The sequence below is a fragment of the Xylanibacter rodentium genome (genome assembly GCF_013166575.1).
GTDB classification, from domain to species: Bacteria; Bacteroidota; Bacteroidia; order Bacteroidales; family Bacteroidaceae; genus Prevotella; species Prevotella rodentium.
Genome location: NZ_JABKKE010000007.1, coordinates 37,278 through 61,171, shown reverse-complemented (window position 1 = coordinate 61,171; position 23,894 = coordinate 37,278). Strand labels below are relative to the sequence as shown.

Annotated in this window: 21 protein-coding genes; 20 read left to right on the top strand and 1 reads right to left on the bottom strand. The window is 45.8% G+C overall.

Translation table 11 applies throughout. The features are described from left to right. The first annotated feature begins 92 nt into the window (after window positions 1-92). The 8 genes from mazG (at window position 93) to HPS55_RS05550 (ending at window position 5,966) form a co-directional block, all read left to right on the top strand. Window positions 93-965: a nucleoside triphosphate pyrophosphohydrolase gene (gene mazG, locus HPS55_RS05585; RefSeq protein WP_172175357.1), complete on the top strand. Its 873-nt coding sequence runs from the start codon at window positions 93-95 to the stop codon at window positions 963-965. 2 nt (window positions 966-967) lie between these two features. Further along, window positions 968-1,570 carry a lipocalin family protein gene (locus HPS55_RS05580; RefSeq protein WP_172175359.1) on the top strand — a complete coding sequence of 201 codons (603 nt, stop codon included), beginning with the start codon at window positions 968-970 and terminating at the stop codon, window positions 1,568-1,570. A 54-nt stretch (window positions 1,571-1,624) separates the two neighbouring features. Further along, window positions 1,625-2,539 carry a ribonuclease Z gene (locus tag HPS55_RS05575; RefSeq protein ID WP_172175361.1) on the top strand — a complete coding sequence of 305 codons (915 nt, stop codon included), beginning with the start codon at window positions 1,625-1,627 and terminating at the stop codon, window positions 2,537-2,539. A gap of 88 nt (window positions 2,540-2,627) precedes the next feature. Beyond that, window positions 2,628-2,945: a secretion protein gene (locus tag HPS55_RS05570; protein WP_172175363.1), complete on the top strand. Its 318-nt coding sequence runs from the start codon at window positions 2,628-2,630 to the stop codon at window positions 2,943-2,945. A 71-nt stretch (window positions 2,946-3,016) separates the two neighbouring features. Next, window positions 3,017-4,471, top strand: coding sequence for a L,D-transpeptidase scaffold domain-containing protein (locus HPS55_RS05565; RefSeq protein ID WP_253945793.1), 1,455 nt, complete (start codon window positions 3,017-3,019; stop codon window positions 4,469-4,471). A gap of 15 nt (window positions 4,472-4,486) precedes the next feature. Then, window positions 4,487-5,038 carry an RNA polymerase sigma factor gene (locus HPS55_RS05560; protein ID WP_256407780.1) on the top strand — a complete coding sequence of 184 codons (552 nt, stop codon included), beginning with the start codon at window positions 4,487-4,489 and terminating at the stop codon, window positions 5,036-5,038. Between the two features lie 41 nt (window positions 5,039-5,079). After that, window positions 5,080-5,454, top strand: coding sequence for a hypothetical protein (locus tag HPS55_RS05555; RefSeq protein ID WP_172175365.1), 375 nt, complete (start codon window positions 5,080-5,082; stop codon window positions 5,452-5,454). Window positions 5,455-5,465: 11 nt separating this feature from the next. Further along, window positions 5,466-5,966: a hypothetical protein gene (locus tag HPS55_RS05550; RefSeq protein WP_216655534.1), complete on the top strand. Its 501-nt coding sequence runs from the start codon at window positions 5,466-5,468 to the stop codon at window positions 5,964-5,966. A gap of 66 nt (window positions 5,967-6,032) precedes the next feature. On the opposite strand, the gene nth is transcribed toward HPS55_RS05550, so the two are convergent. After that, window positions 6,033-6,680: an endonuclease III gene (gene nth, locus HPS55_RS05545; protein WP_172175367.1), complete on the bottom strand. Its 648-nt coding sequence runs from the start codon at window positions 6,678-6,680 to the stop codon at window positions 6,033-6,035. Window positions 6,681-6,883: 203 nt separating this feature from the next. On the opposite strand from nth, the gene HPS55_RS05540 reads away from it, so the two are divergent. From HPS55_RS05540 to HPS55_RS05485, 12 genes are all read left to right on the top strand, one after another. Continuing rightward, window positions 6,884-7,621: a NigD1/NigD2 family lipoprotein gene (locus HPS55_RS05540; RefSeq protein WP_172175369.1), complete on the top strand. Its 738-nt coding sequence runs from the start codon at window positions 6,884-6,886 to the stop codon at window positions 7,619-7,621. Window positions 7,622-7,946: 325 nt separating this feature from the next. Next, a complete protein-coding gene (locus tag HPS55_RS05535; RefSeq protein WP_172175371.1) occupies window positions 7,947-8,645 on the top strand; it encodes a DUF2461 domain-containing protein in 699 nt (232 codons plus the stop codon). Between the two features lie 80 nt (window positions 8,646-8,725). After that, window positions 8,726-11,911, top strand: a complete 3,186-nt coding sequence (locus tag HPS55_RS05530; RefSeq protein WP_172175373.1) for a glycoside hydrolase family 2 TIM barrel-domain containing protein — start codon at window positions 8,726-8,728, stop codon at window positions 11,909-11,911. 135 nt (window positions 11,912-12,046) lie between these two features. Beyond that, window positions 12,047-13,111, top strand: a complete 1,065-nt coding sequence (locus HPS55_RS05525; RefSeq protein ID WP_253945794.1) for an esterase-like activity of phytase family protein — start codon at window positions 12,047-12,049, stop codon at window positions 13,109-13,111. Window positions 13,112-13,546: 435 nt separating this feature from the next. Then, window positions 13,547-14,326, top strand: a complete 780-nt coding sequence (rfbF, locus tag HPS55_RS05520; RefSeq protein ID WP_172175375.1) for a glucose-1-phosphate cytidylyltransferase — start codon at window positions 13,547-13,549, stop codon at window positions 14,324-14,326. A gap of 37 nt (window positions 14,327-14,363) precedes the next feature. Continuing rightward, window positions 14,364-15,707, top strand: coding sequence for a lipopolysaccharide biosynthesis protein RfbH (gene rfbH / locus HPS55_RS05515; protein WP_172175377.1), 1,344 nt, complete (start codon window positions 14,364-14,366; stop codon window positions 15,705-15,707). A gap of 57 nt (window positions 15,708-15,764) precedes the next feature. Further along, on the top strand, window positions 15,765-16,841 hold the full coding sequence (gene rfbG, locus HPS55_RS05510) for a CDP-glucose 4,6-dehydratase (RefSeq protein ID WP_216653109.1): 1,077 nt from the start codon (window positions 15,765-15,767) through the stop codon (window positions 16,839-16,841). 10 nt (window positions 16,842-16,851) lie between these two features. Then, window positions 16,852-18,678, top strand: coding sequence for a glycosyltransferase family 39 protein (locus tag HPS55_RS05505; RefSeq protein ID WP_172175379.1), 1,827 nt, complete (start codon window positions 16,852-16,854; stop codon window positions 18,676-18,678). After that, on the top strand, window positions 18,675-20,036 hold the full coding sequence (locus tag HPS55_RS05500; protein WP_172175381.1) for an SDR family NAD(P)-dependent oxidoreductase: 1,362 nt from the start codon (window positions 18,675-18,677) through the stop codon (window positions 20,034-20,036). Before HPS55_RS05505 ends, HPS55_RS05500 begins: the two co-directional genes overlap by 4 nt. Beyond that, on the top strand, window positions 20,033-20,986 hold the full coding sequence (locus tag HPS55_RS05495; protein ID WP_172175383.1) for a glycosyltransferase family 2 protein: 954 nt from the start codon (window positions 20,033-20,035) through the stop codon (window positions 20,984-20,986). The genes HPS55_RS05500 and HPS55_RS05495 overlap by 4 nt, the downstream gene beginning before the upstream one ends. A 33-nt stretch (window positions 20,987-21,019) precedes the next feature. Beyond that, window positions 21,020-22,840, top strand: coding sequence for a thiamine pyrophosphate-binding protein (locus HPS55_RS05490; RefSeq protein WP_216653110.1), 1,821 nt, complete (start codon window positions 21,020-21,022; stop codon window positions 22,838-22,840). Continuing rightward, entirely contained in the window at window positions 22,837-23,805 is a 969-nt protein-coding gene (locus HPS55_RS05485; RefSeq protein WP_172175385.1) for a glycosyltransferase family 2 protein, read from the top strand. Before HPS55_RS05490 ends, HPS55_RS05485 begins: the two co-directional genes overlap by 4 nt. The last annotated feature ends 89 nt before the right edge of the window (window positions 23,806-23,894 follow it).

Sequence of the window (23,894 nt, the reverse complement as noted above, 5' to 3'; positions counted from 1 at the left end):
TGTATCATTTCTGTTTCAGTGTAAAATGACTCCAATAAATTTGGCCGGATGGACAAAGTTGCTTATTTTTGCAATGGATAAAGAATATATTCATGCATACAAGAGAAGAAAAAATGGAAGCATTCGGGCGTTTCCTCGACGTGCTTGATACGCTTAGAGAGAAATGTCCGTGGGACAGGAAACAGACCAATGAAAGTCTGAGACCTAACACTATAGAAGAGGTGTATGAGTTATGCGACGCCCTGATGAAGAGTGATGAGTCAAACATATGCAAGGAACTTGGAGATGTGTTGCTGCATATTTGTTTTTATGCAAAGATAGGTGAGGAGAACGGAAAGTTCGACATTGCTGACGTATGCGGCAAGCTGACTGACAAGCTGATATTCCGTCATCCGCATGTATATCATCCGTCGCAGGTGGGGCAGGCGGCTCCAAAACCTTTGCCGTATGGTGAAAACGGTGATGGCGGCGACATGCAGAAGGCTGATACCGCTCAAAAGGTGATAGAAAACTGGGAACAGATAAAGTTGAAGGAAAAGGACGGTAACAAGAGTGTGCTTTCGGGAGTGCCCGAATCTCTTCCGTCTCTGATAAAGGCCTATCGTGTTCAGGACAAGGCCCGCAACGTAGGCTTTGATTGGGAAGACAGGCATGATGTTTGGGCCAAGGTGCGTGAGGAATTGGATGAGCTGGAGACGGAACTGGTCCGTGGAGACAAAGAATGTTCAATGGAGGAGTTCGGAGATTTTATTTTCAGTGTGGTCAATGCCGGACGTCTGTATCACATAAATCCTGATACGGCCTTGGAGAAAACCAATGCCAAGTTTATACGGCGGTTCAACTATATAGAGGAGCACAGTATAAAAATAGGCAAGCCGCTTAAAGATATGACGCTCGGAGAAATGGACGCTCTGTGGAACGAGGCGAAAGAAATTGAGAAAAAACAAACACCAAAGAATATTTGATAATGAAGAAGTCCGGATTAATGGCATTTATTGCTGCTGTCATGTTGTTGTCAGGATGTGGCGGTGAGAACAGACAAACTCCTGACAGTGCCGGCGAGGATTCGTCGACAGTGTATGTCAATGCCGAAAAGACTGTTTTCGGAATATGCGGCGAGGGGTCGGCAATGAACACTCTTCAGATGATAACAGACAGTGGTGATACCCTTTCTCTGAGTATCACCGACGCAAAGGAAAACGGAAAGGTGCTGGGCGGGTATGCCTGCGGTGATCGTATGGCGGTGTTGCTAAACGATGATAAAACTGTTGCGCAGCTTGTCATCAACGAGACAACGCTGTTGGGTAATTGGGTAATGCCCAATCCGCTCGACGGCAGTTCTTTTGTAGGAATTAGTCTTAAAGACGGCGGTATAGCGGAGAGTATCGATCAAAGCACCATTGTCTATAAGACATGGCGCATCGTCAATGGTCGTATCGAGATACAGTCAGTACGTGAGGGCGGTGGTGACGAGGAGGAAATCAATGTATACGATATCGTAAAGTTGGATGCCGACTCTTTGGTATATAAGAATGAGGAAGATCTTTTCGAGTACGGTAGACTGAAATGATGTATAGTATTTCGAATGTTGTGTTTAGCTGTTTTTATATCTAATATGATTTAAGTGGAACCTTTCAGAGTACATATATTGGGATGTGGCAGTGCTTTGCCGACATTGCGCCATTATGCATCGTCTCAGATTGTCGAGATACGTGAGAAGATGTTTATGGTGGATTGTGGTGAAGGCACACAGATGCAGTTGCGCCGTTCACGGCTGAGATTCACGAAGATAAACCATGTGTTCATATCGCATCTGCACGGTGACCATTGCTTCGGACTGCTCGGCATGCTGTCTACGTTCGGCATGCTCGGGCGCGTAGCCCCGCTCCATATTTACGCCACTGCAGAGATGGAGCCGGTATTCCGTTCGCAGATTGATTTGTTCTGTCAGAATCTTGGGTATGATGTAATGTTCCATCCTGTAGACACTTCGCGTAGCGAGGTGATATATGAAGACCGCAGTCTCACAGTATCCACCATTCCGTTGCTGCACAGGGTGCCGTGTTGCGGGTTCCTGTTCAGGGAGAAACCCACATTGCCGCACATACGCCGGGATATGCTGGATGTGTATGATATTCCGGTGAGTCAGATAAACAATATCAAGAGCGGCATGGATTGGACCACGCCTGACGGAGATGTTATACCAAATTCACGGCTTACGTTGCCGGCCGATCCAGTGCGGAGCTATGCCTATTGCAGTGATACGCGCTATATGCCCGGCTTGCATAGGTTGTTAAGAGGCGTCACAATGCTATATCATGAGAGTACATATGGTGATGACAATCAGGCCCGGGCGGTAAAATATTTCCATTCTACGGCGACCGAGGCAGCCAGGGTAGCTCGCGATGCCGGTGTGAAAAAGCTCATTATAGGTCATTTTTCGGCACGTTACGAAGACGAGAAAATATTGCTGGAAGAGGCTCGCTGTGAGTTCTCCAATACGTTTTTGGCGGAAGAAATGGCAGTATTCAACGTTTAATTTACTGTGATATTGTATTTTCTACAATAAAAATTTTGCAGTATCGTTATAAAATCGTATATTTGCAAAAATATAAAACAAGAATAGCATGATAAGAAATCTACTGATATTAGCATTCGTTTTTGTAAGTGCGTTTACAGTTCCTGCTGTTGCAAGCACCGCCGAACAGGAGCCAAATGCTGCCGAGCAGGTAGATGAACGCAACAATATAAACATCACAGTCAACCGGTCTACATTGCATGTAACGGGTGCTTCGGGACTTGTTCTTGAGGTCGTTTCCCTTACCGGCAAACCGGTGGCCACAGTAAAGATTGAGAGTCCTGCACAGCGTGTCGAACTTAATATACCAAAAGGTTGTTACATACTGAAAATAGGCAAGGTGGTGAGAAAGGTATCTATCCACTGATGTTAGTGTGCCTGCTGTTTCTGTTTTCCGGTTGCAGGCAAGGTAAACAAAATCCTAATAGAGACATAACAATGGAGGCGTTTTCTGATTTGAAAACGCCTGCTTTTGATTTAAGTTCACGCCGCATACGCGAGAATATCGTCGCAATGTGCGTTTCGAATGACAGCGGGCGCGCTGAAGACAAGTATATACGGAGTTATTATCAGAATGGTGGAGTATTTCTTTGGATTGACCGTTATGGCGTAGACGAACGTGCAGACACTCTTCTTGCCTTTCTTCGTACGGTCGATGATATTGGTTTCAGTCGCGGGATGTTTTTTGTTGACGACATGGAGCGTGACTTGAAACTAATCCGCAATCTTGATTTTAATGGAACTGACAATAATATAAACAAGGTAATGGCCCGTCTGGAGTATTGTCTCACCGTGGCTTTCATGCGCTATTCGACCGGTCATTACTTCGGTTTTGTCAATCCCATGTACATTTTCAACCGGCTTGATACCATAGCAGATACCCCCGCGGGGCGTCCGGTCGTTTATAAACGACTGTTTGATATAGACATCCTACGTCCAGGAAAGGAATATTTTGCAGCAGCTCTTCGCCATATTTACAATGATAGTGTGGGAGAGTTCTTGCAACGGTCACAGCCTGAAGACACATTATATTATGTATTGAAACGAAAACTAAAGACGGCAACCGAGGCAGAACGCATGAAGATTGTTTGCAATATGGAGCGTCTGCGTTGGCGTGAAGTGAATGGATTGGATACCACGGGCAAATATATAGTGGTGAACATCCCCGCATTCCATTTGTATGCTTTTGGTGGCAGTGAATCTCTTGACATGATGGTTGGTTGCGGAGCACGTAAGACCAAGACCCCTTTGCTGTCGAGCGAAATAGAGCGTATGGAGGTCAATCCGATATGGAATATTCCTGTCAGTATCATAAAGAATGAAGTAGCACATCATGCCGGTGATGCCGATTATTTTGAACGTAATCGTTATAATATAATCGAGCGTGAGTCGGGCGATCTGCTCGACCCGGAAGAAGTTACTGTCGAAATGCTGAAAAGCGGCCGATATCGTGTTGCTCAGGAAGGAGGCGAAGGCAATTCTATGGGGCGTATTGTTTTTCGTTTTCCAAATCAGTTCTCCGTCTTTCTGCACGACACGTCAAGCCGTTCGGTATTCTCGCGTGCGGTACGCAGCGTGTCCCATGGATGCGTAAGGGTGCAGAAGCCTTTTGACCTTGCCGCTTTTCTTTTGGACGAACCCGACGAATGGTTGCTTGACAAATTGCGTATATCTATGGATATAAAGCCGGAGACAGAACGTGGAATTAAATATATCAAGAATCCGGATAACAAAACAAAACTTGTCAGCGGGCTTAAAGTTCAGCCGCGTGTACCTCTTCTCATAACTTATTATACTATTTATCCCAACGAGAAAGGTGTCCTTTCAACCTATCCGGATATTTATGGATATGATGATGTAATAGGGGCGGCGATTAAACCTTTTATGAAATAAACCATCAAATTAAAGGTGAACAATTATGACGAGCACAAGGTTATAGCACTGTTGTCAGAGCCGAAGACTCAGCGTAAGGCTTTCGAAATGGTGGTGCGCCAGTATAGTGAGCAGCTGTATTGGCTTGTCCGACGTATTGTGCTTACCCATGAGGATTCCAATGATGTGATGCAGAATGTCTTCATAAAGGCTTGGAGCCGGTTGGACACGTTTCGTAATGATTCCAAGCTGTCTACCTGGCTTTATCGCATAGCCGTCAATGAAAGTCTTGATTTCATGCGCCATCAGAAAAGCATGGCTGCTGTAACAGCAGATGCCGACGAATCTTCTGTGTCGAACATGCTGATGGCCGACAGGTATTTTGACGGAGACAAGGCGGCCGCAATGCTTCAGCAGGCTATATCAAAACTGCCTGAAGTGCAGCGTATGGTGTTTAACATGAAGTATTTCGACGATATGAAATATAGCGAGATGAGCAAAGTGCTCAACACATCCGAAGGGGCTCTGAAAGCATCTTATCATATTGCGGTAAAGAAAATATCCGAATATTTCAGATCCAACGATTAAACCTTTTATGTATCATGGCGTCAAATAAATAAAGAATGATTATGAAGAATGAAGAAAGGTATATCAGAAACAAGATGGGCGATGCCAATCCGTTCCGTGTGCCGGATGGTTATTTTGACAGTTTCCCGTCTCGGATAATGGAACAGTTGTCTGAGCGTGAGGCCGTGGAGATACCGATGCGTCGTTCTTTCGTTTCAAGATTCAGGGGTATTATGTATGCGGCTGCGTGTATCTTGCTTGCTGTATTTGGCACGGTGGTTTATATCAATGAGTCGGGATTAAGGTCAGAAGAGAATGCTGACGATGTTGTGGCGTCAGGTTCTACCGGTTCCGGTTCATACACTTACGAGGAAGAGTTTGCAGATTATGTAATGATGGACAATACGGATATATATGCCTATCTGTCCGGAGAATAAAAAAGTTAAGTATGAAGATGTATAGGTTTTTTGCATCGTTATTGCTTTTACTGTGTGTCTTGGCATCGGGTGCACAGGAAAAGAATAAAAACGGATTTTCACCGGAGAAGTTTCGTGCCGAGATAGAGCAGTTTATTACGAAAGAGGCTTGTCTTACTCCAAAAGAAGCATCAAAGTTTTTTCCCGTATATGATGAGATGAACAGGAAGAAACGGAATATTTTCGACAACATGCGCAAACTGTCCAAGCGCAAGCCGGCAGATGATGCAGGATGCCGCGAAGTGATAAGAAAGTGTGACAAGATGGATTTGGAACTGAAGAAGATACAGCAGACGTATCATGAGAAGTTTCTTTCGATAATCCCGGCAAGCAAGTTGTTTGATGTGATAAAGGCAGAGGAAAAGTTTCATCGCCGCATGCTTAACAGGGGCAGAGTGGCGGCAGGCAAGGAGCGCCAGAGCCACGACGCTCACAAGAAGCCTTTGGCAAATCATAGAGGAAATAGGAAATGACGGTTTGAAAATATCCGTTTGCAACAGAGCATATCAATGACGTTTGCAAACGGATATTTTATTTTTTCAGAGTTTGGAGTTCTCAATCATTTTCGGGCATACATTTTCCAAATCACATCTGTCGCAATGCGGTTTGCGCGACGTGCATACATATCGGCCGTGCAGTAGCAGCCAATGGTGTGCTTTGGGGATATCTTCTGCCGGAATATTCTTTATCAGTGTCTGTTCCACTTTATATGGTGTGTCGTCTTTTGCGGAAACGAGGCCCAGACGGTGGCTTACTCTGAATACATGGGTGTCGACAGCCATTGCAGACTTGCCAAAAGCCACCGACTGTATCACGTTTGCCGTCTTGCGTCCCACTCCTGGAAGGTCAAGCAGGTCGTTCATATCCGACGGCACTTCTCCACCGTGTCTCTTTGTCAATGCACGTGCCATTTCCACGAGGTGCTTTGATTTGGCGTTCGGATACGACACACTCTTGATATATTCCAATACGTCTTCCTGCTCGGCCTTTGCCATTTCGGTGGCGGTAGGGTAGCGTCGGAACAGTTCCGGCGTTACCTGGTTTATTCTTTTGTCAGTGCATTGGGCACTCAGAACTACGGCAACGAGCAACTGAAAAATGCTGCCGAATTCCAGTTCGGTATTCACTTCCGGCATCTCTTTGCGGAAGTGTTCCAACACTATGCCATATCTTTCTTTTCTGTTCATATCGTGACAAAAGTACAATAAATATGTGGGAAAAAAGAATAAAACGGTGTTAAATGACGGTGAAAATACCTGTAAGATGTCGAATGGGTTCTTGTTTAATGTTAATCTTACATCAAAAAAAATATGAAAATGATGTTTTTGATGCAAGATTTCCATAACTTTGTAATTAAGTATTCGGATAATAACTTAAAAAGCAGAGAACAATGAAAGAGTTGAAAACCATTATTGTAGCCTGCGGGCTGATAGCGGCAGGTTGCATGTTACAGTCGTGTAACGATGACGACGATGATGTAAGAGTATTCCATCCCACAGCTTTGGTGACGGTCAGGCCTGTTGCCGGTGATGGTTTTGAGATGCAGTTGGACAATGTTACGACCCTGCGTTCCACCAATCTGAAGGCTTCTCCTTTCGGTAACAAAGAGGTTAGGGCTCTTGTAAATTATGACGAAGTGTCGGAAGATGCGCGTTACAATATCAAAAACGTGTTTGTTAACTGGATGGACAGCATACGAACCAAACAGCCCGTTCCTACTGCCGGCGATGACAATACGGAAAAATATGGCAACGATGCCATTGAGATAGTAAAGGACTGGGTAACTGTTGCAGAAGACGGTTATCTCACTCTCCGTATTCGTACGATATGGGGAGCATATGGCCGGGTACATCATATAAATCTCCTACAGGGTGTCAATCCGGACAATCCTTATGAGTTTGAATTGCGCCATGATGCGCGGGGTGATTTGCTGGGATATATGGGCGATGCCCTTGTGGCGTTCAATCTGAATCAGTTGCCAGATAATGACGGTTCTGAAAAGAAGATAAAAATCAACTGGAAGTCGTTCAGCGGTCCCAAGTCTGCCGAGTTTGACATGCAGTTCCATCGGATTGATATTCCCGACGGTGTGGCAGACGCTTTGCGTAACGGCGGGAAAGTAGAGTGATTTACGTGTTTGTAGGGACATAATCTTGTTTTGCATGTTCTTTGAATGTTGATATTCATCATGATATTGTGGACAGAACAAGGCTATGTCCCTACGTAAGTTGGTTAACGAAATCAATTTAAATGATTCCGCAAGACATTTAAAGTAAAAAAACAGATTTATAAGTATTGATTTTGCTGACTGACTCATGTATGAAAGCAAACAGAGACGGCAAAGCACAAAAAACATCCGGTTATATTTGCTTGCCTGTTCAAATAAATGAGAAAAACATTTGATAATGCGTAACTTTTAAGTATTTTTGCATCGTATAAACGTATATAAGTATATGGATGCAGACAGAATATTAAAGTTTTTGCGTGATCTGATGTCTAATAATAACCGAGAGTGGTTTCTTGCCAATAAATCGGAGTATAAGGATGTTAGAGAAAGTTTCGAGCAAGGAGTGGCTGGTGCCATCGCCCGTATTGCTACGTTTGACCCCTCGGTGGCACATCTGACGGTGAAAGACTGTACATACCGTTTCAACCGCGACACGCGCTTTTCCAACGACAAGTCGCCTTACAAGAATCATTTTGGAGCATATATCGCCGCCCACGGCAAGAAGTCGCTGCATGGCGGATACTACATACATCTTGAACCGGACCACTGTCTTGTGGCCTGTGGCAACTATTGGCTTCCCACCAACATCCTTACGGCCTGCCGTAATGAGATAATGGGCAATATCGACGAGTGGCTGCGGTGTGTGGAGAATGATGATTTTCTGCGCTATTACGGAGCAGCTCCCACTTCCGGATGGAATGACAGCCAGGGGTTCGGATTGGAAAGGCTGAAGACATGTCCATCCGGATTTCCGCGTGATTATGAGTATATAGACTACATTCGCATGAAGGATTACTGCTGTTGGCATCATGTGGAAGAAAGTTTCTTTTGCGGTGACGTTTGGCTTGACGAAGCAGAACTGATGTTCAAGGCCGGCAAGCCTATGCTTGATTTCACCAACTCCGTCATCGACGATTATGAATGACCGGAGGGGCGTTGTATGTGATTCGTGTATTATGAAAGATTTAATTAATATTATTTTAACTATAAAAAACCTTAAAGAGAATGTTAAAGCAAGTGATGTTATTTTTGGCTGTTGCTGCGGCGAGTGTTGTCAGTGCGGTCGAACCGGTGTGGAAGAATCCGGAGGTTAATCAGCAGAACCGTGAGCCACGCCGTGCCAACTATTTTGCATACGAGAGTCGTGCACTGGCAGAAAAAGGCGACAAGGCGGCTTCGTCCCGTTATCTGTCTATGGAGGGAATGTGGAAGTTCAACTTTGTAAAGAACTATCCTGACCGTCCGAAAGATTTCTTCAAGACCGATTACGACGATTCGTCATGGACGGATTTTCCGGTTCCTGGTCTGTTCGAAATCAACGGATATGGCGACCGTATATATAAGAATACCGGCTATGCCTGGGCTACTACATTCAAGAGCAATCCCCCTTACATCGGTGAGACAGACAACTATACCGGCTCTTATCGCCGTATATTCACCCTGCCGGCAGACTGGAAGGGCACAGATGTTTACTTCCACGTAGGTTCGGCAACGAGCAACCTCACCTTGTGGGTCAATGGAAAATACGTAGGTTACAGTGAAGACTCAAAGATAGCGGCTGAGTTCAACATTACCAAATATATCAAGCCGGGCAGCAATGTCATTGCCATGCAGGTGATGCGGTGGTGCGACGGTTCGTATCTCGAGGACCAGGATTTCTGGCGTTTTACGGGTATTGCACGTGAGGTATATCTCTATTCACGTCCGAAAAGTCATATCAAGGATATACGCATCACGTCGGATCTGACCAAAGAAAGCGGTTTCAGGACCGGTGTGCTCGGTGTCGATATAGATGTGGACGGCAAGGGTGTCAGTGTGGAAGTGGCTGTTGAAGGCAATGGTGGCCGTACACCGGTGCCGACAGAGCGCAAGACCGGCCTGCCGTCGTGGCAGGGTAAGGCTGTAATGGAGAATGTCAAGGCGTGGACAGCGGAGACATCTGAGCTGTATACACTGTACGTGACGCTCAAGAAAGGTGACGAGACTGTAGAGGTTGTGAAGCAGAGGGTCGGATTCCGCAATGTCGAGATAGCTGGCGGGCAGTTGCTTGTCAACGGACAGCCTGTGCTGATCAAGGGAGCCGACCGTCATGAGCTTGATCCAGATGGCGGATATGTGGTTAGTGTGGAGCGTATGATAGAGGACATAAAGATAATGAAGCGGCTGAACATCAATGCCGTGCGCACATGCCACTATCCCGACGACCCGCGTTGGTACGAGCTGTGCGACGAATACGGACTCTATGTCACGGCCGAGGCCAACATCGAGAGTCACGGCATGGGTTACGGCAAGGAGACACTGGCCAAGCGCAAGGATTTCCAGCTGGCGCACATCGAGCGCAATGAGGCCAACGTGATTACGTTGCACAACCATCCTTCAATCATTGTGTGGAGCCTTGGCAACGAGGCCGGCTACGGCGAGAATTTCGAACTGGCATACGACCGTGTCAAGGCTATCGACACAACCCGCCCCGTTCAGTACGAACAGGCTGGACAGAACGGTAAGACCGACATTTTCTGTCCGATGTACTATGACTACAAACCGTGCGAGGACTATGCCAAGGGCGACAATCCGCGTCCTCTCATCCAGTGTGAGTATGCCCATGCCATGGGCAACTCTATGGGAAGTTTCAAGGAGTATTGGGACCTTGTGCGCAAATACCCCAAATATCAGGGCGGATACATCTGGGATTTCGTCGATCAGGGACTGCGCGACAAGAGCCGCGTCACAGGCAAGGAGATATTCACTTACGGAGGCGACTATGGACGCTATCCTGCCAGCGACTACAACTTTAACTGCAATGGTATCATTGCCCCTGACCGCCGTCTCAATCCGCATGCTTACGAGGTGCAATACTACTATCAGAACGTCTGGGTGGAGGACAAGGGCATCAAGGAAGGACGCTTCGAAATTTATAACGAAAACTTCTTCAAGTCACTCGATGATCTGAATCTTGTTGTCAAGGTGGCTGTATTGGATGCCAATACGCACGCCAGGCCTCTCTCCATAGATATAAGGAATATACAGCCGCAGGCCCGGAAAACCATTGATAATGCCGGATTGCGCGACTATGTGGCCAAGATGGTGCAGCAGTATCCCGACAAGGAGATTGCCGTGGAATTCAATTTCAGCCTACGTGAGGCCGCACCGTTGATGGAAAAAGGCCAGGTTGTGGCACGTCAGCAGTTTGTGGTGCAGCCTTACAAGTATCCCGTCATTGACATTGCAAAGTATTTGAATGAAGGAGGAAACGACACCAAAGTTGTGAAGAAGAATGTCAAGAAAGCTAAAGAGGCAACCCCGTTGTTTGGAGTGAAAGAGACAACATCGCATATTGCTGTCACTGCCGGCGGTACGACCATGACCGTTGGACGTTGGTCGGGATGGATAGACTATCTCGATGTCGACGGTGAACCGATGCTTCTTGACCGTGAGTCAATTACGCCAGAGTTCTGGCGTGCCCCCACCGACAACGACTATGGTGCACAGCTTCAGCGAAAGTTTGCCGTATGGAAAGACCCTCAGATGAAGCTCAAGGGCGTGGAATATAATGTTAGTGACAGTTGTGCCATGGTCATCGCTTTGTTTGACATGCCCGATGTGAAAGGGCTTCTTGGAATGACTTACATCCTTCTGCCCACCGGTGAGGTTATCGTAAAGCAGCGTCTCACGGCCGACAGCGAGGCAAAGGTACCCGACATGTTCCGATACGGCATGCAGCTTCAGATGCCGAAGAAGTATGCTGACATAGAATATTACGGTCGCGGACCTATAGAAAACTATGCCGACCGTAACAGCAGCGAGTTTGTCGGTATATACAAGAGCAATGCAAAGGATGAGTATTTCCCGTATATACGTCCGCAGGAGAGCGGCAACCACACAGATGTGCGCCGCTTTACCGTCTACGACGGCAAGTCGGGCAGGGGACTTACGTTCTACTCTACGGCACCGATGGAGTGCAGCGCGCTCCACTATCTCGTGGCCGATCTCGACGACGGAATGAATAAGGACAAGAAGCACGGACGCCACAGTGGCGATCTTGTAGAGCGCGATCTTACCCAAATTCACATACAGCAGAAACAGCAGGGACTTGCCTGTGTGAACAGCTGGGGAGCATGGCCGCTCGAAAAATATCGCGTGCACTACGGAAACCGCGACTTCATGTTTGTGATAAAGCCGTTCAGGAAGTAGTTTTTTATGATTGGGGAAGATTATAATTTCAATACAAGAAGTTGTTTTGGAAAAGTTGAATGCCCCTTGTATGTAATGATATGAACAGAAATATTCTCAGTGTGTTGCTGATGGCCGTATGGACATCGACAGCACATGCAAACACTGGCACCACCTATACTGCACATGGCAGTACGTTGGTGCCAGTGTCGTTTTTCATTGTCATTCAATGCAGATTCTTCTTGCAACTTCGGTTTCATCCCCGGTGATTCTTCTTTCAATTCCGGAGGGTTATATTTCAGAGCAAATCGACAGCAGCGTTTTCATAAGTCGGTGCCGCCCGGTAACTACAGCGGCATAACATATCTTGGCTCCAACCGCTATGCCCTTGTGAGCGACAAAGCCGAGGAAGACGGTTTTTACGTATTCCGCATAGATGTCGATTCTTTGTCGGGAAAGATACTGAATGTTGTGAACGAAGGTTATCGGTCGGCCGGTCTGCCCAACCGCGATATGGAGGCTATAGCATGGTTTCCCGTGGCGGGTACGCTTTTCATAAGCGGTGAAAAGGATAACGAGATATATGAATATGCTCCTGACGGAAGCCGCACAGGGAGAAAACTGAATATGCCGGAGGAATTTGCGTTAGCCACAGCGGAATATGGCTTGGAGTCGCTTACGTATAATGCCGTGACCCATCGGTTTTGGACTACCACCGAGAGCACTCTGCCTGCTGACGGGCGACCTGCATCTCCGTCAAACCGAGTGTGTAACCGGCTGCGTCTGCAAAGTTTCGGTGACGATATGCAACCATCCCAACAGTATATTTACGAAATGGACAAGCCCCGTGCCCGCAAGCCTTCCCAACATTATGCTATGGGGGTGAGCGAGTTGTGTGCACTTGACGACGGCCGTCTGCTTGTGCTCGAGCGCGAATTTTATTCTTCTTCTGCTATTATTCCTTATGCCGGAGTATTCTGCCGTCTGTATGTGGTCAATCCGATGGCATCGTTGCCGGGGGAGATGCTTGACAAGGAACTTGTTGCGGAGTTTGATACAAAGTTGAATCTTATCTGTCAGAACCTTGCCAACTACGAAGGAATGTGTCTCGGTCCGACGCTCTCAGATGGCAGCCGTCTGTTGATAATGGTCAGTGATTCGCAAAACCGCTATAAGGGCATCCTGCGTGATTGGTTCATGACCGTTGTCCTGCGGCCGTGAGTAATATGGCATATGTGCAGAGTGTGTCTGATATTCCATATATTGAAATTTTTTAGCTAAATGAAGCAAGGTTTTTGTTATATTTTTATTTAGATATAATGATGGGGTATTGCAAAACTTCATATTACGTTCAAGTCCCGACATCCATAAAGATGATTGTCCGGCTGGTGACGTTATAGAAATGTAATTTCTTATGTGGCATGCAGACTTCACCGTCTTTATTTATGACAATATTTCATTTAATTTACTTTTATATGGAACAAAACTTTGCTGTTATTTTTATTTTTTGTACATTTGTGCCCAATAAGACTTCGCTTGCCAAGAGAAAACCCTTTGTGGAGAATAAATGTCATCGTACTGCATATTTGCAAATCCGATGATTTGTTTATTGGCTGTATTTGAAGTGAATATGAATAGTTTTGAAATAGAAAAGAAATGAAAGCTGTAATTTTCGCAGGAGGCTTAGGGTCAAGATTAAGTGAGGCGACGGTCAGTATACCGAAGCCGATGGTTGAGATTGGTGGAAAGCCTATATTGTGGCACATCATGAAAACATACTCACATTATGGTATCAATGATTTTATAATATGCTGCGGCTACAAGCAGTCTATAATAAAAGAATATTTCATCAATTACCGTTTTCACAACTGTGACATATCGGTGGACATATCCAATGGTGAGACCCGAATTTTGGACAATCACTCCGAGCCATGGAAAGTAACGTTGGTGGACACCGGTTTGAATACGATGACGGGCAGCCGGCTTAAGCGTGTGCAGAAATATGTCGGTGGCGAACCTTTTCTGCTGACATATGGTGACGGGGTTACGGATTTGGACATTGCGGACACTATAGCCGCCCATAAGGCCAGTGGTAAAGTCATATCAATGACAGTGTACAAACCTCAGGGCAAATTCGGCTCGGTCCGGATTGACCACGCCACAGGAGAAGTATTGTCGTTTTTAGAGAAGCCTGACGGTGACGGTAACTGGATTAACATTGGATATTTCGTCTGCAATCCGGAGGTGTTCGACTATATTCCCGAGGATGACGACACTGTCGTTTTCGAACGGGGTCCGTTGGAGACTCTCGTAAAGGACGGTAAAGTGCAGGCCTATAAGTATAGAGGTTTCTGGAAGTGTATGGACATCATGCGGGACAATGTGGAGCTGAACGAAATGTGGGATGCTGGAAAAGCTCCGTGGATGATATGGTAATTGGGTTGAAAAATGGTTTTTAGACAATAAAAAATACATGGAAAGTAAGGAAGAACTTAAAGAACAGATACTTGAACTGACACGAAGATATTATCAGGTGGCACACGGCGGGAAGAAGGAATTCTGTCCCGGTAAGTCGTTTGTCAACTATGGCGGACGCTATTTTGACGAGAAGGAGATAGTCAATCTTGTCGACTCGTCACTTGACTTCTGGCTGACAGCGGGGCCGTGGGCCCACAAGTTCGAGACACGGCTGGCAGAGTGGCTGGGCGTAAAATACTGTGTCCTGACCAACAGCGGCTCGAGCGCGAATCTGCTGGCATTCTATACCTTGACGTCGCCTAAGCTGGGCGATCGCCGCATACGTCGTGGCGACGAGGTTATCACGGTGGCCGCAGGATTCCCAACGACGGTCAATCCGATAATACAGTTCGGAGCGGTGCCGGTATTCGTGGACGTATGCCTGCCGGGATTCAATGTTGATGTGACCCTTCTTGAAGAGGCTTTGTCGGAGAAGACAAGGGCTGTTATGATGGCTCACTCGCTTGGCAATCCGTTCAATATCAAGGCAGTGAAAAGGTTCTGCGACCGTCATGGACTTTGGCTCATCGAGGACAACTGTGACGCGCTCGGCTCCGAATACACAATCGACGGCGTTACCCGGAAGACGGGAACTTGGGGAGATATCGGCACATCATCGTTCTACCCCCCACATCACATAACGATGGGCGAGGGCGGGGCTGTATACACCGACGATCCGTTGCTAAACAAAATTACACGCTCGTTCCGAGACTGGGGACGTGACTGTTGGTGTGTGGGCGGCGTGGACAACACGTGCAAGGTCAGGTTTACCGGACAATTCGGCGAACTGCCGTACGGCTATGACCATAAGTATGTATACAGCCATTTCGGTTTCAATCTTAAGGTCACTGACATGCAGGCTGCCATAGGATGTGCCCAGCTTGAAAAAGCGGATGGCATCGTGGCCGCACGTCGGGCCAACTACAAAAAACTTTATGAAGGCTTGAAGGATATTCCGGAACTGATACTTCCAGTGGCTGAAGAGAACTCCAATCCGTCATGGTTCGGGTTCCTCATAGCAGTCAGGGACGGTGTCGGATTTACGCGCAACGAGCTGACCGGATTTCTCGAAAACAGAAAGATACAGACGCGTAACCTCTTTGCGGGCAATCTAATAAAGCATCCCGCATTCGATGAAATGCGACGCACAGGCGAGGGCTATCGCGTTGTGGGAGAACTTACCAATACCGACTTCATCATGAATAACGGTTTTTGGATAGGTGTTTATCCCGGCATGAGCAGCGAGATGATTGACTGGATGACTGCATCTATCCGAGAATTCTGTGAGACGAGAAAATAAGGGGCAGGCATGTCACACATGATACTGTATAACATTATATAATAAGACGATAATATATTGACTGACATATTTGAAGGGTTCTTCGCCGGCAAGCGTGTCCTCGTCACAGGACATACCGGTTTCAAAGGCTCATGGCTGAGCATCTGGCTCCACGAATTGGGAGCGCGGGTGACGGGCGTGAGTCTTGACCCGTTTTCGGAACGTGACAACTATGTGCTCTCGGGCATAGGTAACAAGATTGAAGCGGACCTGCGGGCCGACATACGTGACGGCGGGCGGATGAAAGATATCTTTGCCGAGTACCGGCCGGAGATTGTATTCCATCTCGCGGCACAGCCGTTGGTACGGCTTAGCTATGACATTCCGGTGGAGACATATGAAACCAACGTGATGGGCACCATCAACGTGATGGAAGCCATGCGGGTAACGGACAGTGTGAAAGTGGGCGTGATGATTACCACAGACAAGTGTTACGAGAACCGCGAACAGATTTGGGGATACCGTGAGAATGAGCCTATGGGAGGTTACGACCCGTATTCTTCGTCGAAAGGGGCGGCTGAAATAGCCATATCGTCGTGGCGGCGCAGTTTTTTCAATCCCGCTCAGTATGACAGTCACGGAAAGTCGATAGCAAGCGTGCGTGCGGGAAACGTTGTAGGAGGTGGCGACTGGGCCACAGACCGTATCATTCCGGACTGTATCCGTGCCATTGAGGAGGGCCGTGCCATAGGCATCCGTTCTCCGAAGGCTGTGCGTCCGTGGCAGCATGTGCTCGAACCGCTCGGGGGATATATGTTGCTGGCCATGAAGATGTGGCATCAGCCCACTGCTTTCTGCGAGGGGTGGAACTTCGGGCCTCGCTCGGAAAGCATCACCCCGGTATGGGAGGTAGCTGAGAAGCTCGTGCAGTGTTATGGCCGTGGTGAGCTGTGCGATCTGTCTGATCCCAATGCGCTGCATGAGGCCAACTTGCTGATGCTTGATATATCTAAGGCGAAATTCCGCCTCGGATGGGAACCTCGCATGGACATTGATGGTTGTATACGGCTTACCACCGACTGGTATCGCAGATATCGGGATGAGGATGTATACGAGCTGTGTGTGGAGGAGATCGGAAAGTATGTTGTCAGATAAAACAAAGCAGATGAATTATAAAACAGATGCCAAATACCTGCCTGTCATAATAATAGGATTGTCAGTATTGTATCAATGTCTATGTGCAATACAAGGATTTGATCTTACAGACGAAGGACATCTTATGTCGGCGTATCAGTTATTCGGCTCGGATCCGCTTGCCGCCAAATGCGGAAGCGGGTATCCGCTTACTTGTTATATAGGATGGCTGTTGAACAGTATCTATCCGGCTGGTGGAATACTTATGATGAGGATGTGGGGCATTTTCATGGTATCATTGACGGAGATAATCTCTTATAAATATCTGTCAAGGTATTTCTCTACAAAGGTTGTATTGATTGGTCTGCTGATTCAGGCTGTATTTTTGGCAGGCGACCCCAAGCCGTTTGGATACAACAACATGACAATCTTTTTCGGTGTAATATCTCTTGTTTGTATAAATGAAGGTGTCCGAAAAGTGAAATGGGGACTGATTGTCTTAGGAGGTCTGTTGGCAGGAATGAATGTATTCGTGAGATTGCCGAATGTTACGTTTGTTTCATTTGCATTAATCCCTTTTTTATGGAACTATGATTTTGCCGGTATTCATTGGAAGAAAAGCACAGCACAGGCGATGGTCATATTAATGTCTTTTGCATCAGGGATGGTGGCTGTTTGGCTGCTGCTGGTGCATATCGGTGCCGACACACTTGTTACAGAGTTTGTCAGTTCCATAGCCAATACTCTTCAAGGGAAAAGCACTCATTCGACAGATAGTCTTCTGATGTCATACCTGTCCAATTATAGAATGTGTATTGTTTATCTGGGCATACTCATTCTCGGTGCTGTCGTATTCTGCAGTGCATTTCAGACAAGATGGATATTGTTGAGATGCGCTCTGCTTTTCCTTGGCTTCGAGATATTGTACAGACCCATATATATGGACAGCAGCATGTTGGGCGACACGATAATGGCTACGATAAACGGCATATCAATAGCCGGTGCATGCTATTATATGGCGGCTTGTCCGGAACGGCGGAATGTCGCATTGACCGCAGTTCTTCTGTCTTTAATCGGACCATTGGGCAGTGACGGAGGTTTCAGGACGATGTGGGCTTCCACATGGCTTGCCCTACCGGTGGGGCTTAGCGGTCTTTATGAATTCTGCCGGATGTTAAGCAAGAAGCGTTTTTCGATATCATTTACTCTGAAAAACGAAGAAGAAAGCACAGGAAAAGAATCCTCTGTAAAGAATATCTCGTTTCCGATATGTCAGTTGAACAAATCTTTCTGGTGTTGTACAGTCATATTACTTGCTATAGTTTTCATCAAGATAGACCATAAAGCCTATTACGACCCTGGCGACAGGACCGAGAAAATATATCCTATAGAGAGTAGATTGGCAAGAGGCATATATACAATGGAGAAAAAAGCAGGAATAATAAATCCTTTGCTTAGGGAGTTGGACAGATATGTCAAGCCTGGTGACACAATGCTCGTCTATGACTTCTCGCCGCTTTTATATTATCTGACTGAGACCAGACCGTTTGCCGGCATTTCATGGCCCTGTGTATTTTTCGGAGAAAGATATGTGAAGGCGTTTGTTCAGGCTGAGAAAGAATCAGAGCGTCTTCCGGTTATCGTATTGCAACATTTCTTCTCTTCAAATGAATGGACGTCAATACAACGGAACTATTATGATGAGAGCATCGATACCAATTATATAAGTTCGGCACAGACAAAGACAATAAAACGATTCATCAAAAAATATAAGTACAAAAGGGTGTGGAGTAACGGATACTATGAAATATTGGTTCCTTCCGATTATAAGCATAATATAAAAACCGACATAGAATGAGCACATATCTCATCACGGGTGCGACAAGTTTTATTGGCATGGAAATTTGTCGGACGTTGCAGAACAATGGACATACTGTAATCGCGGTATGTAGGGATAGTTCTAAAGCAAAAGACAGACTGCCGTCCGGTATAGAAGTGATGGCGGCCGACATGAGAGAATATGCCCGACTTCACGAAAAAGTCAAACATGCTGACATTTTCATCAATTTGGCATGGGCTGGAACTGGACATGATTGCAGAAATACGGTTGATATACAAGAAAATAATATCGAATATACCGTTGACGCCATGCATTCGGCCCATAAGATGGGGTGCAAAGTTTTTGTTGAAGCAGGTTCACAAGCAGAATACGGTACTGTGATGACAACCATTACAGAAGAAACTCCATGCAGGCCTTTTTCCGAATACGGCAGAGCCAAACTTGCAATAAATGAGAAAGGGGTTGAATTCAGTGAATCTACGGGAATGAAATATGTACATTTGCGTATTTTCAGCATATTCGGAGAAGAAGACCATGAGTGGACTTTGGTAATGAGTTGCATCAACAAGATGCTGACCGGTCAGGAAATCGAGTTAAGTTCTTGTACGCAGCATTGGAATTTCCTTTATTACAAAGATGCTGCCACGCAGATTATGAAGTTGTGCGAGTATGCTATGAGAAAAGACGGCTTCTTGCATGGAATATACAATATAGCTTCAAGGGATACGAGAATTCTCAAAGATTTTGTCGAACGCATGAAGGAACTGACAAATACTTCAAGCAAGATATGCTATGGGAAAATAGTCCCCGTCAATATTGTATCACTGCAACCGGATGTGTCAAAAACAGAGAATGCTACCCGACATTATGTATACACTCCTTTTGATAAAGTAGTGGAGAGTATCATTGAAAAGGAGAAAAAGAAATTGGAAAAGGCGGGTAAATTGCAATACAGGCATGCCGAAGAATGCGGCGGCACATCTCTGCCACTGTCGGGTAATCCCCTGCATTGCATAAACAGTAAGTTCCTGCGTTTCATCCTTATCGGCATTCTGAATACCGTTTTTGGAGTAGGGGTATATTGTCTGATGATATTCATCGGTTTACCTTATTTTATAGCCACACTGATAAGCAATGTTTTGGGAGTTCTGTTTAATTTCAAGACTACAGGCAAATTTGTATTTGAGAACAATGACAACAGTCTGATATTCCGTTTCACACTTTGCTATTTATTTATATATGTGATAAACACCGGCGTTGTGAAGCTGATGCTTTTATCCGGATTGGACGAATACTGGGCCGGTATATCAGCGACACCTATTGTTGCCATATGTTCTTTCTTTATGCTAAAACGTTTTGTATATAAGAAGAAATGAAAAAAATAAGTATAGTAACCCCGTGCTACAACGAAGAAGAGAATGTAGCGGAATTGTATCGACAAGTGAAACAGCAGTTTGATTTGATGGTAGGAAAATATGAGTATGAGCATATATTCATAGACAATGCATCTACTGACAAGACTGTTTCCGTACTCAAAAAACTGGCAGTAAAAGACCCTAATGTTAAAATTATTGTCAATGCAATGAATTTCGGCCATATCCGTTCACCTTTTTATGGCGTATGTCAAGCCAATGGAGATGCAGTAATGCTCATGGTTGCAGATTTGCAGGATCCGCCGGAGCTGATACCGAAATTTATTGAACAGTGGGAAAACGGTCATAACGTTACTATCGGAGTAAAAAGCCAATCGCAGGAATCGTCAATTATGTTCGGTGTCAGATGTCTGTTCTATAAGATAATAAAGGCAATAAGTGAGACACGCCAAATAGAAAACTTTACCGGTTTTGGTCTGTACGACAGATCTTTTGTTGATATGATGCGTCAAATCGATGATCCTTATCCATATATGCGTGGTCTGGTTGCCGAATACGGAGGGGATCTTGGTATAGTGTATTACAGCCAGCCCAAACGTCTGCATGGTAAGACACATCAAAGTTTTTATTCACTATATGACATGGCTATGCTGGGTTTTGTAAACCATTCTAAAGTCCCATTGCGTATTGCCAGTTTTATAGGCATATTCTTTTGTATCGTCAGCATGCTTGTGGCCATAGGATATTTTATATATAAGATTATGTATTGGGATGATTTCCAACTTGGCACTGCTCCGCTTATCATTGGTTTTTTCTTCTTTTCTGGAGTACAGGCTCTGTTCTTGGGTGTTATCGGTGAATATATAGGGCAGATAATAACACAAGTACGACACCGTCCGCTTGTGATAGAAAAGGAACGGATAAACTTTGATGTAAAGGAAACAAAAGACTAATTTATATAAATACCAACTATTATATATCTGATTATGATTAAAGTCTCTGATTTCATTTTTCAGCATCTTGTTGAAAAGCATGGCATCAGCCATTGTTTTCTCGTCACTGGCGGCGGAGCCATGCATCTTAACGACTCTATCGGCCATACCAAAGGCCTGACATATATCTGCAACCATCACGAGCAGGCTTCGGCCATAGCGGCTGAGGGTTATTACAGGACATGCGGACGTCTGTGCGTGACAAATGTCACAACAGGTCCTGGCGGTACAAATGCCATAACGGGTGTGTTAGGGCAATGGCTCGACTCCATCCCCGGACTATATATATCAGGGCAAATCAAGACTTCCACCATGAAGGGAAGCTATCCTCATCTGCCTCTTCGACAACTTGGAGATCAGGAGGCGGACATTGTGAGTATGGTAAGCTCCATAACCAAATATGCCGTGACCGTTACGGACCCATATGACATCAAGCGTGAAATAGACAAGGCTGTTGCAATCGCGACGGACGGACGGCCCGGTCCGGTGTGGATTGATGTTCCTTTGGATGTTCAGGGAGCTATGGTCGATGAGACAATACTGCGCGAATTTGACTTGTCCGAGTTGGAGGATCCTGTCTGCCACGACCTTGTGGACAGACAGATAGACCAACTAATAGACAGAATAAAAACAGCCAAGAGCCCGGTAATATATGTGGGCAACGGAGTGCGCCTGGCCAAACGCGAGGACTTATTCGTCACTTTGGCCGAACGACTCGGCATACCCGTCGTCACGGCCATCAGCGGTTCGGACATAATATGGCATGACCATCCGCTCTGCTACGGAAAACCAGGTATCTGTGGCGACCGTATCGGCAACATCATGGTACAGAATTCCGATTTGCTCATAATCCTCGGCACACGTCTTAGTATACGCCAAATCAGCTATGCATACGATCTGTTGGCTCCACGGGCATATAAGGTCATGGTGGACGCTGACCTCGCTGAGATGCAGAAGCCCACGCTGTCCATCGACATGTCTATACATGCCAATCTGTCAGAGTTTATCGACAAACTTGATGCTGCTACACGTCGGATCTGCTTGCCAGACTTCTGTCATTGGAAAGAATGGGGGCGCACAATAGAGAAGAAACTTCCCACTGTATTTGACGACAATCCCTCGCAACCGGGATATATCTCTTCATATGTTTTTGCCGACAGGCTGTTCCGTCAGTTGAGGGACGGAGATGTAGTTGTAACAGGTAACGGCACCGCCTATACATCCACTTATCAGGCTATGCAAGTGAATCGTGGTGTGCGTGTGTTTGCCAATCAGGGGTGTGCAGCCATGGGCTATGACCTTCCGGCTGCAATCGGAGCGGTCACGGCAAATAGTGGTCACGGCCGGACCATACTTGTGACGGGAGACGGTTCGTTGCAGATGAACATTCAGGAGCTTCAGACTTTGGTTACATACGCTATGCCGCTGAAGATATTCGTTCTGGAGAACGAGGGTTATCTTGCCATCAAGACGACTCAAAAAAGTTTTTTCAAAGGTCATTTCACCGGCTCCAATCCCGCCAGCGGTGTGATATGCCCGAATCTCGGGAAGATAGCGGCGGCATACGGCATCGAATATATCGATATCAGAGAAGAGGGGGAAACGCTTGACCGGACAATCCGTGATGTTCTTGAAAGTTCCGGGAGCATGATTTGTGAGATACACATGCATCCCGAGCAGACGCTCTTCCCTAAATCTGCCAGTTTTATGGACAAAAACGGAAAGATGTCGTCAGCTCCATTGGAGAAGATGGCACCGTTTATGGGCGAAGAATTGCAGAAGCAGTGCATATACCATCCGGTGGGCGAACGATGAAGAATAATAATCCTGTAATATCAATATGCATACCGACATACAACCGCGACAACATATTGCGTGAAAATATGGAGCGGTTGTTGGTATTGCCTTCATTTGATGACGATGTTGAGTTGGTGGTATCTGACAATGCCTCCACCGATTCAACATCGTCAATAGTACGTGAACTTTGTGCCAAATATCCGGATAAGAGTATAATATATAGTTGCAATAGTGAAAATATCAGAGATTTGAATTTCCTTAAAGTTCTGTCTCTCGGACACGGCACTTATCTCAAACTCCTAAACGACTACACTTCATTTTCTGATGCCGATCTAAGGATGATGAAGGAGAAAATCAGAAGTATAGAACACGACGAGGGACATAGTCTTTTCTTTTTCCAAGATATCAAAAATATGAAAAGAGGAATGACGGAAATTTGTGTTTCAGACGTAAACCAGTTGGTTCGTACACTGAATAACAAAATGACATGGATATCCAACTTCGGATGTTTCCACCGACAGTTGCCTTCACTATATAGTTTTCAAGACAGATCACGGTTCATGATACTCCAGATGATGTGGCTTCTGTATCTCACTGAGACATCACGGGTTACCACACTTGTCAACATTACGTCATACCGTTGTATTGAAGTGGAAAGCAACAAGCGAACACCATACCACTTTTTTACTCCACATGTTGTCAATTATTATGATGTACTGGACAGCTATGTCAAACGCGGATTGATATCAAAATCCACTATCAGGAAAGATAAGGGCAGGCTGCTAAAAGATTTTGTGGGACGAGGTATCAAAGACTATCTGTTCAGAAAAAAAGAATGCAATTTTGAACTGTCAGGAAGCTGGGGAATTATTTGGAAGTACTTTCATGCCACACCATATTTTTATGTCATACTGCTGAAAGGTTCATTTCATGCCACCAAACGATATATAATAAACATATGTCATGCTTTTATCAAGGGGTAGGGAGGGAATTGTGTACCCATCCCTAAAAATGATAGCGGCCGTTTCTACGAAGAGAAGAAAAGACCGCTATTCATTGAGTTTTATAGTAT

Coding starts and splice junctions, on each gene's coding strand:
- mazG (WP_172175357.1), top strand. CDS start 93: ATGCATACAAGAGAAGAAAAAATGGAAGCATTCGGGCGTTTCCTCGAC.
- HPS55_RS05580 (WP_172175359.1), top strand. CDS start 968: ATGAAGAAGTCCGGATTAATGGCATTTATTGCTGCTGTCATGTTGTTG.
- HPS55_RS05570 (WP_172175363.1), top strand. CDS start 2,628: ATGATAAGAAATCTACTGATATTAGCATTCGTTTTTGTAAGTGCGTTT.
- HPS55_RS05565 (WP_253945793.1), top strand. CDS start 3,017: ATGGAGGCGTTTTCTGATTTGAAAACGCCTGCTTTTGATTTAAGTTCA.
- HPS55_RS05555 (WP_172175365.1), top strand. CDS start 5,080: ATGAAGAATGAAGAAAGGTATATCAGAAACAAGATGGGCGATGCCAAT.
- HPS55_RS05550 (WP_216655534.1), top strand. CDS start 5,466: ATGAAGATGTATAGGTTTTTTGCATCGTTATTGCTTTTACTGTGTGTC.
- nth (WP_172175367.1), bottom strand. CDS start 6,680: ATGAACAGAAAAGAAAGATATGGCATAGTGTTGGAACACTTCCGCAAA.
- HPS55_RS05540 (WP_172175369.1), top strand. CDS start 6,884: ATGAAAGAGTTGAAAACCATTATTGTAGCCTGCGGGCTGATAGCGGCA.
- HPS55_RS05535 (WP_172175371.1), top strand. CDS start 7,947: ATGGATGCAGACAGAATATTAAAGTTTTTGCGTGATCTGATGTCTAAT.
- HPS55_RS05530 (WP_172175373.1), top strand. CDS start 8,726: ATGTTAAAGCAAGTGATGTTATTTTTGGCTGTTGCTGCGGCGAGTGTT.
- HPS55_RS05525 (WP_253945794.1), top strand. CDS start 12,047: ATGCAAACACTGGCACCACCTATACTGCACATGGCAGTACGTTGGTGC.
- rfbF (WP_172175375.1), top strand. CDS start 13,547: ATGAAAGCTGTAATTTTCGCAGGAGGCTTAGGGTCAAGATTAAGTGAG.
- rfbH (WP_172175377.1), top strand. CDS start 14,364: ATGGAAAGTAAGGAAGAACTTAAAGAACAGATACTTGAACTGACACGA.
- HPS55_RS05505 (WP_172175379.1), top strand. CDS start 16,852: ATGAATTATAAAACAGATGCCAAATACCTGCCTGTCATAATAATAGGA.
- HPS55_RS05500 (WP_172175381.1), top strand. CDS start 18,675: ATGAGCACATATCTCATCACGGGTGCGACAAGTTTTATTGGCATGGAA.
- HPS55_RS05495 (WP_172175383.1), top strand. CDS start 20,033: ATGAAAAAAATAAGTATAGTAACCCCGTGCTACAACGAAGAAGAGAAT.
- HPS55_RS05490 (WP_216653110.1), top strand. CDS start 21,020: ATGATTAAAGTCTCTGATTTCATTTTTCAGCATCTTGTTGAAAAGCAT.
- HPS55_RS05485 (WP_172175385.1), top strand. CDS start 22,837: ATGAAGAATAATAATCCTGTAATATCAATATGCATACCGACATACAAC.